The organism is Streptomyces sp. NPDC093260, from assembly GCF_040683715.1.
GTDB lineage: Bacteria > Actinomycetota > Actinomycetes > Streptomycetales > Streptomycetaceae > Streptomyces > Streptomyces sennicomposti.
On the sequence record NZ_JBFBEK010000003.1, the window covers coordinates 17686 to 33598 of the forward strand.

The following is a 15913-nucleotide window of genomic DNA, read 5'->3' on the forward strand; positions in this document are numbered from 1 at the left end:
AGGAGCCGTACGACGTGTACGGCTCCGCAGACCGGAGAACCCGATGGACATATCCACACAGCACACAGACGCCGCCGCGTCCCCGGGGCTGCCCGGGCCGGCCGCGCACAAGCGCGCCGCACGCGGCGCCACCCGCCCCGGAGACCGGATCTTCATCGGCCTGACCCGCGGGTCGGGCATCCTGCTCCTGGCGATCATGGCCGCGATCGCGGTCTTCCTCACCTACCGCGCCTGCCTCGCCATCAGCGACGACCAGGGCAACTTCCTGACCACCTTCGAGTGGAACACCAACCTGGTCCCGCCGAGCTTCGGCATCGCCGTGCTCGTCTACGGCACGATCGTCTCCTCGGTCGTCGCCATGGTCATCGCGGTTCCGGTCGCGGTCGCCATCGCCCTCTTCCTCACCCACTACGCCCCGCGCCGGCTGAGCGGCCCGATCGCCTACGTGATCGACCTGCTCGCCGCCGTGCCGTCCATCGTGTACGGCCTGTGGGGCGCGCTGGTCCTCGTCCCGCACATGGACGGGCTGTTCGGCTGGCTGGACAGGTACCTCGGCTGGACCGGGATCTTCTCCTGGGACGGCGGGGCGCCCCGCTCGATGCTCACCGTCGGCGTGCTGCTGGCGATCATGATCCTGCCGATCATCACCAACGTCAGCCGTGAGGTCTTCCGGCAGGTGCCGCGCATGCACGAGGAGGCCGCCCTGGCCCTCGGCGCCACCCGCTGGGAGGTCATCCGCATGTCGGTGCTGCCCTTCGGCCGCTCCGGCGTGATCTCCGCCTCGATGCTCGGTCTCGGCCGCGCGCTCGGGGAGACGATGGCCGTGGCCACCGTGCTCTCCCCGACCTTCGACATCAAGGCCAGCCTGCTCGACCCGGGCGGCGGCACCTTCGCCCAGAACATCGCCAGCAAGTTCAGCGAGGCGACCGAGTTCGGCCGGGACGCGCTGATCGCCTCCGGTCTGGTGCTCTTCGTCATCACCCTGCTGGTCAACGGAGCGGCCCGGCTGATCATCGCCCGCCGCAAGGAGTACTCGGGGGCCAACGCATGAGCACCGCAGCGACGTCCGGCAAGAACGGCTCGACCAGCCTGCGCGGCGCCTCCCTGCCCCGCTGGACGCCGTGGGCGATCGCGGCCGCCTCGCTCGCGCTCGCGGTCGTCGTCGGCCTGGCCGGCGGCCTCGGCAGCCACGTCCAGTGGGGCCTGATCGCCGCCGTCCTGTTCGTGCTGGGCACCTACGGCGTCACGGCCCGCGTCGAGGGCCGCCGGCAGGCCAAGGACCGGGTCATGACCAGCCTGGTCTGGGTGGCCTTCCTGCTCGCCGTGGTGCCGCTGGTCTCCCTGGTGTGGGTGACCGTCAAGCGCGGTGTGAAGGTCCTCGACGTCTACTTCCTCACCCACTCGATGGGCGTGGTCGCCGACACCGAGCCGGGCGGCGGCATCTACCACGCCATCATCGGCAGCCTGGAGCAGGTGGGACTCGCCACCCTGATCGGCGCCCCGGTCGGCGTGCTCACCGCCGTCTACCTGGTCGAGTACGGCCGCGGCGCCCTCGCCCGCGCCGTCACCTTCTTCGTGGACGTGATGACGGGCATCCCGTCGATCGTCGCCGGTCTGTTCATCCTCAGCCTGATGCTGATGACCAAGACGCAGCCGTTCGGCTTCGCCGGCTCGCTGGCCCTGGCCATCCTGATGATGCCGGTCGTGGTCCGCTCCACCGAGGAGATGCTCAAGCTCGTCCCGAACGAGCTGCGCGAGGCCTCCCTCGCCCTGGGCGTTCCGAAGTGGCGCACGATCCTGAAGGTGGTCCTGCCGACCTCGCTGGGCGGCATCACCACCGGCATCGTGCTGGCCGTCGCCCGCATCGCGGGCGAGACCGCGCCGGTGCTGCTGCTGGTGTTCGGCAACCCCTTCATCAACACGAACCCCTTCGAGGGGGCGCAGTCCTCGCTGCCGCTGTACATCTACCAGCAGTACGCGAACAGCGCGGGTTCGGGAGCGGCGTACGACCGCGCGTGGGCGGCCTCGCTCACCCTGATCGCCTTCGTGATGATCCTCAACCTGGCGGCCCGCGGCATCGCCCGCTGGAAGGCCCCGAAGACCGGTCGCTGACGCGGCCATGCAGCGACCGACTGTTTGGAAGTGACGAAGTAATGGCCAAGCGAATCGACGTGAGCGGGCTCACCGCGTACTACGGCTCCCACAAGGCGATCGAGGACATCTCGATGACGGTCGAGCCGCGTTCGGTGACGGCCTTCATCGGGCCGTCCGGCTGCGGCAAGTCGACGTTCCTGCGCACCCTGAACCGGATGCACGAGGTGACGCCCGGCGGCCGGGTCGAGGGCAAGGTGATGCTCGACTCCGAGGACCTGTACGGGGCCGGCATCGACCCGGTCAACGTCCGCCGCGAGGTGGGCATGGTCTTCCAGCGGCCCAACCCCTTCCCCACCATGTCGATCTTCGACAACGTGGCGGCGGGCCTGCGGCTGAACGGCAAGTACAAGAAGAGCGAACTGAACGACGTCGTCGAGAAGTCGCTCAGGGGCGCCAACCTGTGGAACGAGGTCAAGGACCGGCTCAACAAGCCCGGCTCGGGCCTCTCGGGCGGCCAGCAGCAGCGGCTGTGCATAGCCCGCGCCATCGCGGTCGAGCCGAAGGTGCTGCTCATGGACGAGCCCTGCTCCGCGCTCGACCCGATCTCGACCCTCGCCATCGAGGACCTGATCGGCGAGCTGAAGGAGCGCTTCACGATCGTCATCGTGACGCACAACATGCAGCAGGCCGCCCGCGTCTCGGACCGCACCGCGTTCTTCAACCTGGCCGCGGTCGGCCAGCCGGGCCGCCTCATCGAGATCGACGACACCGAGCGGATCTTCTCCAACCCGTCGGTGCAGGCCACGGAGGACTACATCTCCGGCCGCTTCGGCTGATCCGCCGGGGCTCTCGAGTCCCCTCACGGTGCTGCATGGCGGTGCCGCCGTGAGGACGCGGAAAGGCCCGCCCCCGGGTGACCGGGGGCGGGCCTCTCCGTACTCCTGCGGTACTGCGGTACTCCTGCGGTCCCGTGCTCCTACAGGAACAGCAGGTTGATCACGGAGAAGGCGGCGGCCGCCACGAGCGCCGCGGCCGGCATGGTGATGAACCAGCCGAGCACGATGTTCTTGGCCACGCCCCAGCGCACCGCGTTGACCCGCTTGGTCGCGCCCACGCCCATGATCGCCGAGGTGATCACATGGGTGGTGGAGATCGGCGCCTTGAACAGGAACGCCGTGCCGAACATGATCGACGCGCCGGTCGCCTCGGCGGCGAAGCCCTGCGGCGGGTCCAGTTCGATGATCTTGCGGCCCAGGGTGCGCATGATGCGCCAGCCGCCCGCGTAGGTGCCCAGCGACAGCATCAGCGCGGAGACCAGCTTCACCCACACCGGGATCGGGTCGCCGTAGGTCTCGACGCCGCCGATGACCAGCGCCATCACCACGACGCCCATGGTCTTCTGCGCGTCCTGAAGGCCGTGGCCGAGGGCCATGCCGGCCGCCGACACGGTCTGCGCTATGCGGAAGCCGCGCTTGGCCTTGTGCGGGTTGGTCCGCCGGAAGATCCACATGATGGCCGTCATCACCAGGTAGCCGCCGACCAGGCCGACCACCGGGGACAGGAACATCGGGATGATGATCTTGTCGACGACCCCGGACCAGTGCACCGCCGTGCCGCCGGCCAGGGCCGCGCCCACCAGACCGCCGAACAGGGCGTGCGAGGAGGACGAGGGCAGGCCGAAGTACCAGGTGACCAGGTTCCACACCACGCCGCCGAGCAGGGCGGCGAACAGGATGCCCATGCCCTGGCTGCCGGTGGGGGTGTCGATCAGGCCCTCGCTGACCGTCTTGGCGATGCCGCTGCCGAGGAAGGCGCCGGCGAGGTTCATCACCGCGGCCATCGCCAGCGCCGCGCGCGGGGTGAGCGCGCGGGTGGAGACGGAGGTGGCGATGGCGTTGGCGGAGTCGTGGAAGCCGTTGGTGTACGCGAAGCCGAGGGCGATCAGGATGGTCAGTATCAGAGCGAAGGTGTCCATGGACGCCTCAGGACTCCTTGACCGCGATGGTCTCCACCGTGTTCGCCACGTGCTCGAAGGCGTCCGCCGCCTCTTCCAGCACGTCCACGATCTGCTTGAGCTTCAGCACCTCGATCGCGTCGTACTTGCCGTTGAACAGGTGCGCGAGGAGCTTGCGGTGGATCTGGTCCGCCTGGTTCTCCAGCCGGTTGACCTCGATCCAGTACTCGGTGAGGTTGTCCATGGTCCGCAGGTGCGGCATGGCCTCGGCGGTGAGTTCCGCGGCCCGTGCCAGCACCTCGATCTGCTGCTCGACGCCCTTGGGCAGTTCCTCGACGTTGTAGAGGACGACCAGGTCGACGGCCTCCTCCATGAAGTCCATGATGTCGTCGAGGGACGAGGCGAGGGTGTAGATGTCCTCGCGGTCGAAGGGCGTGATGAAGGAGGAGTTCAGCTGGTGGAAGATCGCGTGGGTCGCGTCGTCGCCCGCGTGTTCCGCGGCCCGCATGCGCTCTGCGATCTCGCCCCGGGCGGAGGAGTCCGCCCCGAGCAGTTCCATCAGGAGCTTGGAGCCCGTGACGATGTTGTCCGCGGACGCGGCGAACATGTCGTAGAAGCTCGTCTCCCTGGGGGTCAGACGAAAGCGCACGTGTGGTCCTCGGGGTGCTTCGGTTTCGGTCAGGGTGATGCTAAGCGCATCATCCGGCCACGGCTAAGGGGCCGTCCCCAGTGTCGCCCATCAGGCACAGTGGTCGGCACGGGGGCGGACCAAGGCCCCGGTACCCCGGAAAGTTCGTTACGATATACCGGGCAGGGGTATGTCTGCCCATTCTGTTCCAGCAGGAGGACGCGATGACGACCACCGAGGCCGGCGCGACGGCGCCCTGCGAGAGCGGACAGGGCGGGCACGAGCACGCCACCTACGGCTACCACAAGCAGAAGGACGAGCACCTCAAGCGGCTGCGCCGGATCGAGGGCCAGATCCGCGGCCTCCAGCGGATGGTCGACGAGGACACCTACTGCATCGACATACTCACCCAGGTCTCCGCCTCCACCAAGGCCCTGCAGTCCTTCGCCCTGCAACTGCTGGAGGAGCACCTGCGGCACTGCGTCGCCGACGCGGCCGTCAAGGGCGGCGCCGAGATCGACGCCAAGGTCGAGGAGGCCACGAAGGCGATCGGCCGGCTGCTGCGGACGTGAGCTGCGCGACGCGGTGACATGAACCACGGTGACGTGTGTCACATCCGGTCGGCGTCGGGCCGGGGATCACGGACCGGCGCCGGGCCGTCGCCCCGGGTCACCGTCCGGTGTCGGTGCGTCGCTCCTCGGTCACCCTCAGCACCTCGTCGATGCACTCCAGGCTGAGCCGCCCCCGGGCCGCCGAGGCCGCGATGATCAGCTCCCCGCACAGTTCGATCTCGGCGAGGGCCACGTGGTCCTGAACTGCCGTACCGCCGACCGGAGCCACGCGCGTCACCTCTCCTCTGCCGTCACCGGCCTGGGTCCTGGCGCCGGATTCCCGTCGTCTGCCCGGAGGGCAGGCCGCGCGGCAGGCGGGAATCCGGCGACAGGACCCAGAGTAGGGAGCGGGGTATGCCGTGCGCATGGCACGGAAGGGCTAGTTCGCCTCGGCGATGCGGCCCGTGTAGATGTCGTGGGCGCGCGGCAGGGCCACGGTGACCGGGGTACCGAACGCGAACAGCAGCGTCGTGGAGTCCACCGCCACCGGGCTGCGGCTGCGGCCGTTGACGAAGGAGAAGCTCTGCCGGAGCTTGCGGACGCGGCCCCGGTCGTCCAGATAGACCTCGAACGGCACCTCGTCCGTGGCGAACCCTTTCGCCGCCGCCCGCAGCGCCGCCTGCTCGGCCCCCGACGCGCTCTGCGCCGCCAGCGCCAGGTCCGCGGTCCCCTTGAAGTGCCGCACGGCCACCCCCGCCACCTCGGTCCGCCCCAGGTACGTCGCCTCGCGCGTCCCGCGCAGCACCCCGGCCGCGATGTACGGGTCGGTGGCGCCGCCGGTGACGAGATTGCCGTCGCTCAGCGTCGCCGTCGCCACCCGCACCCACTTGTCGGCGGGCACGCCCGCGCCCCGGTTCTTCATGAACAGGGCGCCCGGCGCGAGGAGTTCCACGATCGGCACATGCTCGGCGGCGCCCGTCGGGTCGGCCGGCAGGACCACGGTGAGCTGTCCGAGCTGGTGCCGGAAGTCGTAGGCGCCCTCGCCGCGGATCGTCACCCGGGTGCCGCCCGTGGCCATCTCCATCGCCGTGCGCGCCTGGGAACTCCCCGCCGTCAGCAGTGCCTCGGGGGCCTGGCGCAGGGTGCGCACCGGGTCGTCGGCGGGACGGGAGTCCTCGGAGGCCGCGCCCACGCCGGCGCATCCCGAGGCGCCCGCGCAGAGCAGCAGCCCCGCCGCGAACACCGCGCCGTCCCTCAGCCGTCGCTGCCGCTTGGCCATCGCCTGCCTACCCCCAGCCGGTACGTCCGTCACGGGCCCCCTCCTCGTCCGGATAACGACGGGTGGGGAGCCCCGTCACGCCGGGGCGGCCGCCATGGCCGACCGCAACCGGCCGTTCACCCGGGCTGGGTAGCGTGGTGGACGTGGCGCAGCAGGACGGGCACGGCCCGGGTCAGGACCAGCGGAACGCCTCTGAGGACGAGGGGCGCCCCGACCATCGCACGACGACCGCCGAGCAGGGCCGTTTCTGCGTGGCCCGGTGCAGCTGCGGCTGGCGCGGTCCCGCGCGCCGGGCGCGGAGCCTGGCGCGTACGGACGCGGAGGGGCATCTGGGGGGTTCCTGAGGGGCCGTCGTAAGGCTCCTGGCGCCTTGGCTTCCGGGCTGCTGCCGGCGGGAGTCACAGGAAGACGGCTGGGGGCGGCGGAGCGGGCTCAGCCGGTGGTCGCGGTCCGCTGCTGCCAGCACTGCTGGAAGGTGAACCGCGCCGCCTCCACCTCGTGCCGCTGGTCGGCGTGGAGCACGCCGAGCGCGTACGCCGTCGCCGGGGCGATGCGCGGGGTGCGGGCGGCGGCGGCCGCGGCCGCCGCCGCCTCGGAGGCCTCCCGGTGCCGGTCCAGCGCCTGACCGGCCGTCAGCAGCCGCGCGTCCGCCGGAGCGTCGGGGACCTCGCCGCCGCGCAGCGCCTCGCGGGCGTAGCGGTGCAGGCGCAGCAGCAGGCGGACCTGGTGCCAGGGGGCGTCCTGCGGGTGCGGGGCCGGGTCCGGGGACAGGCCGTGGACCAGCGCCTCCGCGTTGTACGGGTGCCCCGCGGTGACCAGGGGGAGCACGGCGACGGCGTCGGCCAGGCGTTCCTCGGCCGCGGCGGCCAGCGGGCGCAGGTCCGCGGTCTGCGCGGCGGGGGCGAGGGGGACGTCGCTGGCGAGTACGGCGACCTTGTCGGCGACCGCGTGGAAGCGGGCGGAGCCGAGGGCCTGGAGGGCGGTGGAGTGGGCCCGGGTGCGGGCGAGGGTGAGCTGGCGGTCGAGCAGGGCGCCGGCTTTGGCGGCGCCGACGGTGAGGTTGCCGCGACCCTCCGGCGGTGCGGGGCTCCCGGCCGGAGGGGCGGGGCGGGAGACGGTGCTCGCCGCTGCCGCGGGTGCCGCTGCGCCCACTCTCCCCCGAGCACCTCCGACAGCGTCCGGTGCGGGCGGGGCCCCCATCGCCCCAGCGGCACGACTGCCCGCGGCCACGGGAGTGTCACGGCCGGCCGCGGCCACGTCGACCAGGGTGTCCGTGGCCGGCCCGGTCCGGGGGGAGAGGCGGGTCAGGGCCTGGAGCAGGCGGTCCAGGCGGGACTGGTAGGCGTGCTCCAGCGCCAGCGTGCCGGACAGCCAGGCGAGTTCGGGGCGGAGTTCCTCCGCCCAGGTCTCGTCCAGCAGCGGGCGGAAGGTGTGCAGGCTGCCGCTGATGCGGCGGGCCGAGCGGCGCAGGGCGCGCGCCGCGTCGACGGACTCCGCCGGGCCGCCGCCGGTCTCCTGGTGCAGCCGCAGGGCGCGCAGGAACTCCGTCGCCTGGCTGCGGAGGTACGCGGCGAGGGCGTCGGCGGGCACGGGCGCGGCGGCGGCCGTGGGGTCCGTCGGGTCAAGGTGTCGCTGTGCCACGCCGGCGCCTCCGGGCGTCTATGAGCATCTCCTGGATGTTGCGCAGGGGCTGGCCGTCCGGGTCCGTCGCGTGCCGGGTCCACTCGCCGTCCGGGCCGAGGTGCCAGGAGGCGGTGGTGTCGGACATCCCGGTCTCCAGCAGCCGGTTGAGGGTGGCCCGGTGGCCGGGGTCGGTGACCCGGACCAGGGCCTCGATCCGGCGGTCGAGGTTGCGGTGCATCATGTCGGCGCTGCCGATCCACACCTCGGGTTCGCCGCCGCCGCCGAACGCGAAGACGCGGGAGTGCTCCAGGAAGCGGCCGAGGATGGAGCGGACGCGGATGTTCTCCGACAGGCCGGGGACGCCCGGGCGCAGGGCGCAGATGCCGCGCACCCACACGTCGACGGGGACGCCGGCCTGCGAGGCGCCGTACAGGGCGTCGACGACCGCCTCGTCCACCATGGAGTTGACCTTGATGCGGATGAACGCCGGGCGGCCGGCGCGGTGGTGCTGGATCTCCTTGTTGATGCGGGAGATCAGGCCGTCGCGCAGGGACTTGGGGGCCACCAGCAGCCGGCGGTAGGTCTCGCGGCGGGAGTAGCCGGAGAGGCGGTTGAAGAGGTCGGAGAGGTCCGCGCCGACCTGGGGGTCGGCGGTGAGCAGGCCCAGGTCCTCGTAGAGGCGGGCGGTCTTGGGGTGGTAGTTGCCGGTGCCGACGTGGCTGTAGCGGCGCAGCGTGTCGTCGCCCTCCTGGCGGACCACCAGGGACAGCTTGCAGTGGGTCTTCAGGCCGACGAGGCCGTAGACGACGTGGCAGCCGGCCTCCTCCAGTTTGCGCGCCCACTTGATGTTGGCGTGCTCGTCGAAGCGGGCCTTGATCTCGACCAGGACGAGGACCTGCTTGCCGGACTCGGCGGCGTCGATGAGCGCGTCGACTATCGGGGAGTCGCCCGAGGTCCGGTACAGGGTCTGCTTGATGGCGAGGACGTCGGGGTCGGCGGCGGCCTGCTCCAGGAACGCCTGCACGGAGGTGGAGAACGAGTCGTAGGGGTGGTGCAGCAGCACGTCGCGGCTGCGCAGCGCGGCGAAGATGTCCGGCGGGGAGGCCGACTCGACCTCGGCGAGGTCGCGGTGGGTGCCGGCGACGAACTTCGGGTACTTCAGCTCGGGCCGGTCCAGGCTGTGGATGCGGAACAGGCCGGTGAGGTCGAGGGGGCCGGGCAGCGGGTAGACCTCGGCCTCGGAGATCTTCAGCTCGCGCACGAGGAGGTCCAGCACCTCGCGGTCGATGGACTCCTCCACCTCCAGGCGCACCGGGGGCCCGAAGCGGCGCCGCATCAGCTCCTTCTCCAGGGCCTGGAGGAGGTTCTCCGCGTCGTCCTCCTCGACCTCCAGGTCCTCGTTGCGGGTGAGGCGGAAGGTGTGGTGCTCAAGGACCTCCATGCCCGGGAACAGCTCTTCCAGGTGGGCCGCGATGACGTCCTCGAGGGGGACGTAGCGGCCGGGGGAGCTCTCCAGGAAGCGGTTGAGCAGCGGCGGGACCTTGACGCGGGCGAAGTGGCGGTGGCCGGTGACCGGGTTGCGCACCACGACGGCCAGGTTGAGGGAGAGGCCTGAGATGTACGGGAAGGGGTGCGCGGGGTCGACGGCGAGGGGGGTCAGCACGGGGAAGATGCGCTGGCGGAACAGGGTGAACAGGCGGGCCTGCTCCTTGTCCGTCAGCTCGCTCCAGCGGACCAGGTGGATGCCCTCCTCCGCGAGGGCGGGGGCGACGTCCTCGTGGTAGCAGGCGGCGTGCCGGGCCATCAGCTCCCGCGAGCGCGCCCAGATCATCTCCAGCACCTCGCGGGGCTGGAGCCCGGAGGCGGAGCGGGTGGCCACGCCGGTGGCGATACGGCGCTTGAGGCCGGCCACGCGGACCATGAAGAACTCGTCCAGGTTGCTGGCGAAGATGGCGAGGAAGTTCGCCCGCTCCAGCAGGGGGGTGTTCGGGTCCTCGGCGAGTTCGAGGACCCGTTCGTTGAAGGCGAGCCAGCTGCGTTCGCGGTCGAGGAAGCGGCCCTGCGGCAGTGCGTCGGCGTCGTCCGCCGACCCGTCGTAGCCGTCGAGGTCGGCGTCGATGTCGGGGTCCAGGTCGGAGACCGCGGGCGCCACGGTGTGCGGGCGGTGGGCGGCGATCGCGCCCACGGAGGGCTGGACCGGCTGGACCTGTGCTGCCTGGGCGTCTGACTGGCTCATGAATCCATTCTTCCGCGCCGGGACGGATCCAGGCGCGTCGGAAAGCGCGGGCGGGAGCGCGGCAGCGGGCCCCTTCGGGGGCGGCGGGGGCTCGGGCGCGGCGGGCTTCATTGAGCGAGCGTCGCAAGCCAGTCTGAATCACCGGTTACGGCGACATGACGTGCGGGATAGCGGGGTGCGGCCTGCGGGTTCCGGCGGGCGGGGACCGGACCGGGCGGGGGTTCCCGGCCCGGCCCCCGGGCGCGTTCCCGGCCCGCCGGCTGCGGCCGCCGGCGCCGGGCCTTCGGCGCCAGGAGGGCTCCGGTCCTGGCCCAGGGCTCGCGGTGATCCGTCAGTACGCGGAGTTCACGTTGTCGATGGAGCCGTAGCGGTGGGCGGCGTAGTTGGCCGCGGCCGTGATGTTGGCGACCGGGTCGGTGATGTTCTGGGAGGTGCCCGCGACGTGGTACGCGTTGAAGGTGGGCTGGATCACCTGGAGCAGGCCCTTGGACGGGATGCCCTTCTGGGCGTTGACGTCCCAGTTGTTCTGGGCGTTCGGGTTGCCGGAGGACTCACGCATGATGTTGCGGTGCAGGCCCTCGTAGCTGCCGGGGATGCCCTTGTCCTTCATGATGGCCAGGGACTGCTTGATCCAGCCGTCGAGGTTGTCGGCGTAGCCCTTCGTGCCGGTGCCGGCCTGGCCGTCGTGAGCGGCCGAGGCCACGGTGGCGGCCCGGACGGGCTCGGCGGCCTGCGCGGTGGTGGGCATCAGGGTGATGGCGGCGGCCGCGGCGCCCGTGGTGGCGATGCCGGTGAGGGCGAGGGTGCGCAGGCGGGCGGTACGGCGGGTACGGGTGGCGGTCATGAGGGGGAACACTCCGGTGGGGATCGTCGTCGTGGCGCCGGCGGTCGTGGTCCGAGGCCGGCGTCGGGGCGGCGGCGCCCCGCGCTGGTTCCCGAGCCGGTGGGCCGCGGCGTGATCCGCGGGGCCCGTGCCGTGGCTCGGAGCAACGACAGCCATGGTTAGCGGCGCGTCGGGCGGGGCGCAAAGGTGTGACGTACTACCCCGCTACGGAGCCCGGGACGTACCGGTCCCGGGTCTGCCCGCTGCTGGTGCCGGTCCGCCCCTACGACCCGCGGTAGGACGTGATCCGGCTCCTATGGGGGGCGTCACGGAAATCGAGCCGGGCCGGCGGGCCGTCGGCGTCTCCCGGCCCCGGTCGCGGGCGTCGCGGACCGGGCCCGCCGGGCGTCGGCCGGGGCGTGCCACGGCGGCTGTACGCACGGCCGGGTACGGCCCGTGGGGTCGGGCCGGCGCGGCCTCCCTCGGGATTTCCGGAAGATCGGGGCCCGGCGGTGAACCGGACGGGCGGGCTCGGCCGATGAGGAGATGTGAGCGGAACCAGAAGCGACGGGGAGCTGCTGCGGCGCATCGCCGCGGAGCGCGACCGGCGCGCCTTCGAGGAGCTGTACCGGCGGTACGCGCCGTGGCTGGCCGCGCGGCTGCGCGGCCGGTGCGCCGACCCCGCGATGGTCGACGATGTCGTCCAGGAGACCTTCCTCGCCGTCTGGCGCGGCAAGGCCGTCTACCGCGAGGACGGCGACGTGGCCGGCTGGCTGTGGCGGATCGGTGCCCGGCGGCTGATCGACGCGCTGCGCGGCGACGGAGCCCGCGGCCGGCTGCGCCAGGCGCTCGCCCGGCTGCGCCACCGCGACGAGGCCTCCGCCGAGGAACGCGTGCTCGCGGGCGTCGAGCACGGCGACCTCGCGGGCGCCCTCACCCGGCTCTCGCCGGAGCTGCGGGCGGTGCTCCAGGCCACGGTGATCGACGGGCTCACGACCCGGGAGGCGGCCGTCCTGCTCGGCATTCCGCCCGGCACGGTCAAGACGCGGGCCATGCGCGCCCGCAAGCAACTGCGGGAGGCGCTGGCATGAGCGGCGACACCGGCCCTCGTAGGGCCTGGCACCTGGCCGAGGAGGACCTGCGTGCCTACGACCGGGGCGGGCTGGCCCCGCCGCTGCTGTGGTCCGCCGACGCCCATCTCGCCGGCTGCGGCGGGTGCCGGGAGCGGCTGGCCGCCCTCGCCGACCCGGCCGTGCTCGACGCGGGCTGGGCCCGGCTGGACGCCGAGCTGGACGCGCCGCGCCCCGGCCTGCTGGAGCGGCTGCTGCTGCGGTTCGGCGTCGCCGACCACACCGCGCGGCTGCTGGCCGCCACGCCCGTGCTGCGCCGCTCCTGGCTGCTGGCCGTGACCGCCGTGCTGGTCATGACGGTCGCCGCCTCCGAGGCACTGCGCAGGGCCGACTCGCCGACCCTGTTCCTGGCACTGGCCCCGCTGTTGCCGCTGGCGGGGGTGGCGCTGGCGTACGGGCCCGCGCTCGACCCGACGTACGAGATGGCGGTGGTCGCCCCGGTGCACGGATTCCGGCTGATGCTGGTGCGGACGGTGGCCGTGCTGACCGTGGGGCTCGGCATCAACGGGCTCGCCACCCTCGCCCTGCCCGGCTACGGACTGGGGGCGCTGGCCTGGCTGCTGCCCGCGCTCGCCCTCACCGCGACCGGGCTCGCGCTGACCCCGCGCCTGGGGCCGGTCCTCGCGCCCGCCCTGACCGGCGGCGGCTGGGTCGCGCTGCTGGCGGTGGCCGAGGCCAGGGGACACGGCGACACGCCGCTGCCGCCGTTCACCCCGGCCGGCCAGACCGCCGCCGCGGTCGTCGCCGCCCTGGCGATCGGCCTCCTCTTCCACACCCGCGACCGCTTCGACTTCGCCGCTCGCACCCCGGGCGGTCCGCAGGGAGGTGTGCGGTGACCCGCGCCTGTCCTGCCCGGAGCCGGGCGCTCGCGTGCCCCGCGCCCGTCCGGCCCTCCGGTGGCCCTGCGGGGAGGTACGCGCTGGCCCGCGGCCCCGTCTCGCCCGTACCCGGCGCGGGCGCCGCGCGGCGCCCGCCCCGCATCCGCCCCGCCCTCGCCCCTGGCGGCCCCGCCGCCCCGCCCCACATCCCCACCGCCCGCATCCCCACCGCCCACGACGTCGCCGACGTCGCCCCTCCGCACGGGAGTGCCTCGTGACCGTCACCGTTTCCGCCTCCGGGCTCAGCGTCCGCTACGGCGGCACCGTCGCTCTCGACGACGTCGGGCTGCGGCTGGAGGAGGGGATCACCGCGCTGCTCGGGCCCAACGGGGCCGGCAAGACCACGCTGCTGCGGGTCCTCGCCACCGCCGTGCCCGCCGACCGCGGCGCCTTCACGGTCCTCGGCCACGACCCCGGCACCGTCGCGGGCCGCCTCGCGGTGCGGCGCACCCTCGGGTATCTGCCGCAGAACCCCGGCTTCCACCCGGACTTCACGGCGTTCGCGTTCGTCGACTACGTGGCGATCCTCAAGGAGCTGACCGACCGCGCCGCCCGCCACGGCGAGGTGCGCCGCGTCCTGGAGGAGGTGGACCTCGGTGACGTCCGGGGCCGCCGGATCAAACGGCTGTCCGGCGGTATGCGCCAGCGCGTCGCCCTGGCCGCCGCCCTGGTCGGCGACCCCGGTTTCCTCGTCCTGGACGAGCCCACCGCCGGGCTCGACCCCGAGCAGCGGATGCGCTTCCGGGATCTGATCACCCGCACCGGCGAGGGCCGCACCGTCCTGCTCTCCACCCACCAGACCGAGGACGTCGCGATGCTCTGCCACCGCGTGATCGTCATGGCCGGCGGCCGCGTCCGCTTCGAGGGCACCCCCGCCGAGCTGACCGCGCGGGCCGCCGGCCGGGTGTGGTCCAGCGCGGAACGCGACCCGGGCGCCCGCGCCTGCTGGCGCACCGGCACCGGCGCCTTCCGCAACGTGGGGGACGCGCCCGAGGGCGCCGACCTCCTCGAACCCACTCTGGAGGACGGCTACCTGCTCACCCTCGACGGCACCGGGGCGCAGGTGAACGCCCGATGACCGCGACCGTCGCCACCCCGCCCGAGGCCGTGACCCCGGCCGCGCCTTTGGGCGGCCCGCGCACCCGGGCGATCCTCGCCCTCGCCCTGTTCGAGGCGCGCGAACTGCTCCAGCAGGTCATCGTCCTGGTCTTCTTCGTCGTGTACACGGCCGCCATGCTCTGGGCGACGTTCTCCGGGCACCCCGGCTGGCACGAGCTGACCGGACAGGAGGGCATGGCGGACTACCCCGCCCTCCAGGACGCCGACCGGGCCACCCAGACCAGCTCCGTGCTGCTCGGCCTCGCCGTGTTCGTCTGCGCCAACCGGGCCGTGCTGCGCTCCCGCCGCCACGACACCGACCGGCACTTCGGCACCCTGGTCATGGATCCCTGGCGGCGCACCCTCGCGCACGCCCTCTCCGTCGTCCCGTTCGCCCTGTACACCGGTCTGCTCGTGGCCGTCCGCTTCGGCTGGACGGCGCTCAGGCCCGGCGCGGTCGGCCACGGCTCGGTGTCCGAACTCGCGGTGGCCCCGCTGACGGTGCTGCTGTGCGGGGTGGTCGGCGTGCTGCTGGCCCGGCTGGTCGCCTCGGGCTTCGCCGCCCCGCTCCTGACGGCCGCCGCGTACGTCGCCGCCCTGGACTTCATGGTGTTCACGGACGCCCCCTGGTCCCGGTGGCTGTCCCCGGTCGTCGGCGAGGCGGGCGCCGACCCGGTCCCCTCCGACCTGGTCGGCCGCCCGGCCGCCTGGCACGCCCTCTACCTCACCGGCCTGATCGCGCTCGTGCTGTGCGCCGCCCTGCTGCGCAGCGGCGGCCGCACCACCGCGATCAAGGCGGTGACCGTCCTCGCGCTCGCCGCCACCGCCACCGGGATCGCCGGCCAGTCCGCGGGCCCGTCCGCCGCGCTCCGGGCGGCCCGGGCGAAGGTCTCCGAGCATCCGGAGAGCGTCGAGACCTGTGCCGTGCGCGGCGCGACGACGTACTGCGCGCTGCCCGAGTGGACCGGCCGCACCGCCGACTGGGCGAAGGCCGCCGACCGCGTCCGCTCCCTCGCGCCCGCCGCCGTGGCCGCCCGGCCGCTGACCGTGCGGCAGCGCGTGGAGGCCCGCTACGGCCTCGACAACGACCCCTCCTACGACCCGCTGACGACGCCCGGCGCCGTCACCGTGGGCACCCGCTGGGGCGGCAACCGCGTCCCCGAGTTCTCGGCCGGGCTGGCCTCCGTGCTGGTCGCGGGCGACGAGAAGGCCGGCGGCGAGGTGTGCGACGGCCGGGTCGTGACCGTCATGTGGCTCGCGCTGGGCGCCGCTCCCGATCCGCTCGGCGACCTGCGCCACGTCCGGCTCGACGACAGCACCGAGGGCGGCGCGTACGTCCTGACGCCGACGTCCGGGCTGATGATGAGCGCCGGCCAGACCACGGTCGTCAAGACGCTGCTGCAGCGCCCGCGCACCGAGGTCGCGGCGCAGGTCAAGGCCCACTGGGCGGAGCTGACCGAGCCCGGCGTCTCCACGGTCCGGGCGGCGGAACTGCTGCACGTCCCGGCCACGGGCCTCGGCGGAGCGAAGGGCGACTCGTGCGCGGCGTGAGGGAGGACGACGAGGCGGGGGCGGACGCCCCGCGAAGTGCGACCGGGCCGCGGGAGGCTGCGCGCGCC

16 protein-coding genes are annotated in these 15913 nt (G+C 73.2%); 9 read left to right on the top strand and 7 right to left on the bottom strand.

Translation table 11 applies throughout. The annotated features are described in order from the left end of the window. Positions 1-43: 43 nt before the first annotated feature. The 3 genes from pstC to pstB are packed head-to-tail and all read left to right on the top strand — an operon-like array spanning position 44 to position 2930. Entirely contained in the window at positions 44-1051 is a 1008-nt protein-coding gene (gene pstC, locus AB0N63_RS04285; RefSeq protein ID WP_365523867.1) for a phosphate ABC transporter permease subunit PstC, read from the top strand. Further along, positions 1048-2112: a phosphate ABC transporter permease PstA gene (gene pstA, locus AB0N63_RS04290; protein ID WP_365523870.1), complete on the top strand. Its 1065-nt coding sequence runs from the start codon at positions 1048-1050 to the stop codon at positions 2110-2112. Before pstC ends, pstA begins: the two co-directional genes overlap by 4 nt. A 41-nt stretch (positions 2113-2153) precedes the next feature. Then, complete coding sequence (gene pstB / locus AB0N63_RS04295) at positions 2154-2930, top strand: phosphate ABC transporter ATP-binding protein PstB (protein WP_365523873.1); 777 nt, start codon at positions 2154-2156, stop codon at positions 2928-2930. Positions 2931-3070: 140 nt separating this feature from the next. On the opposite strand, the gene AB0N63_RS04300 is transcribed toward pstB, so the two are convergent. Together AB0N63_RS04300 and AB0N63_RS04305 are read right to left on the bottom strand one after the other, a co-directional pair. Then, complete coding sequence (locus tag AB0N63_RS04300) at positions 3071-4069, bottom strand: inorganic phosphate transporter (protein ID WP_365523876.1); 999 nt, start codon at positions 4067-4069, stop codon at positions 3071-3073. Positions 4070-4076: 7 nt separating this feature from the next. Continuing rightward, positions 4077-4697: a DUF47 family protein gene (locus AB0N63_RS04305; protein WP_365523878.1), complete on the bottom strand. Its 621-nt coding sequence runs from the start codon at positions 4695-4697 to the stop codon at positions 4077-4079. Positions 4698-4900: 203 nt separating this feature from the next. Between AB0N63_RS04305 and AB0N63_RS04310 the strand changes: the two genes are divergently transcribed. After that, on the top strand, positions 4901-5248 hold the full coding sequence (locus tag AB0N63_RS04310) for a metal-sensitive transcriptional regulator (protein WP_365523880.1): 348 nt from the start codon (positions 4901-4903) through the stop codon (positions 5246-5248). Positions 5249-5345: 97 nt separating this feature from the next. Here AB0N63_RS04310 and AB0N63_RS04315 read toward each other — a convergent pair whose 3' ends face one another. Continuing rightward, entirely contained in the window at positions 5346-5525 is a 180-nt protein-coding gene (locus AB0N63_RS04315) for a hypothetical protein (RefSeq protein WP_009189379.1), read from the bottom strand. Between the two features lie 141 nt (positions 5526-5666). Further along, positions 5667-6506, bottom strand: coding sequence for a hypothetical protein (locus tag AB0N63_RS04320; RefSeq protein ID WP_365524733.1), 840 nt, complete (start codon positions 6504-6506; stop codon positions 5667-5669). Positions 6507-6643: 137 nt separating this feature from the next. On the opposite strand from AB0N63_RS04320, the gene AB0N63_RS04325 reads away from it, so the two are divergent. After that, positions 6644-6850, top strand: coding sequence for a hypothetical protein (locus tag AB0N63_RS04325; RefSeq protein ID WP_365524735.1), 207 nt, complete (start codon positions 6644-6646; stop codon positions 6848-6850). A gap of 88 nt (positions 6851-6938) precedes the next feature. Here AB0N63_RS04325 and AB0N63_RS04330 read toward each other — a convergent pair whose 3' ends face one another. From AB0N63_RS04330 to AB0N63_RS04340, 3 genes are all read right to left on the bottom strand, one after another. Then, entirely contained in the window at positions 6939-8147 is a 1209-nt protein-coding gene (locus tag AB0N63_RS04330; RefSeq protein ID WP_365523882.1) for a CHAD domain-containing protein, read from the bottom strand. Further along, positions 8128-10476, bottom strand: coding sequence for an RNA degradosome polyphosphate kinase (locus tag AB0N63_RS04335; protein ID WP_365523885.1), 2349 nt, complete (start codon positions 10474-10476; stop codon positions 8128-8130). Before AB0N63_RS04335 ends, AB0N63_RS04330 begins: the two co-directional genes overlap by 20 nt. Before the next feature lie 220 nt (positions 10477-10696). Further along, complete coding sequence (locus AB0N63_RS04340; protein ID WP_365523888.1) at positions 10697-11209, bottom strand: transglycosylase SLT domain-containing protein; 513 nt, start codon at positions 11207-11209, stop codon at positions 10697-10699. A 527-nt stretch (positions 11210-11736) separates the two neighbouring features. On the opposite strand from AB0N63_RS04340, the gene AB0N63_RS04345 reads away from it, so the two are divergent. The 4 genes from AB0N63_RS04345 to AB0N63_RS04360 all read left to right on the top strand — a co-directional run bounded on the left by AB0N63_RS04345 (position 11737) and on the right by AB0N63_RS04360 (position 15845). Continuing rightward, complete coding sequence (locus AB0N63_RS04345; protein WP_365523891.1) at positions 11737-12279, top strand: RNA polymerase sigma factor; 543 nt, start codon at positions 11737-11739, stop codon at positions 12277-12279. Next, positions 12276-13154, top strand: a complete 879-nt coding sequence (locus AB0N63_RS04350; protein WP_365523894.1) for a zf-HC2 domain-containing protein — start codon at positions 12276-12278, stop codon at positions 13152-13154. Before AB0N63_RS04345 ends, AB0N63_RS04350 begins: the two co-directional genes overlap by 4 nt. Before the next feature lie 256 nt (positions 13155-13410). Next, positions 13411-14274: an ABC transporter ATP-binding protein gene (locus tag AB0N63_RS04355; RefSeq protein ID WP_365523897.1), complete on the top strand. Its 864-nt coding sequence runs from the start codon at positions 13411-13413 to the stop codon at positions 14272-14274. Continuing rightward, the gene (locus AB0N63_RS04360) at positions 14271-15845 is read left to right on the top strand and encodes an ABC transporter permease (protein ID WP_365523899.1); all 1575 of its coding nucleotides are present in this window, start codon (positions 14271-14273) and stop codon (positions 15843-15845) included. Before AB0N63_RS04355 ends, AB0N63_RS04360 begins: the two co-directional genes overlap by 4 nt. Positions 15846-15913: the final 68 nt, after the last annotated feature.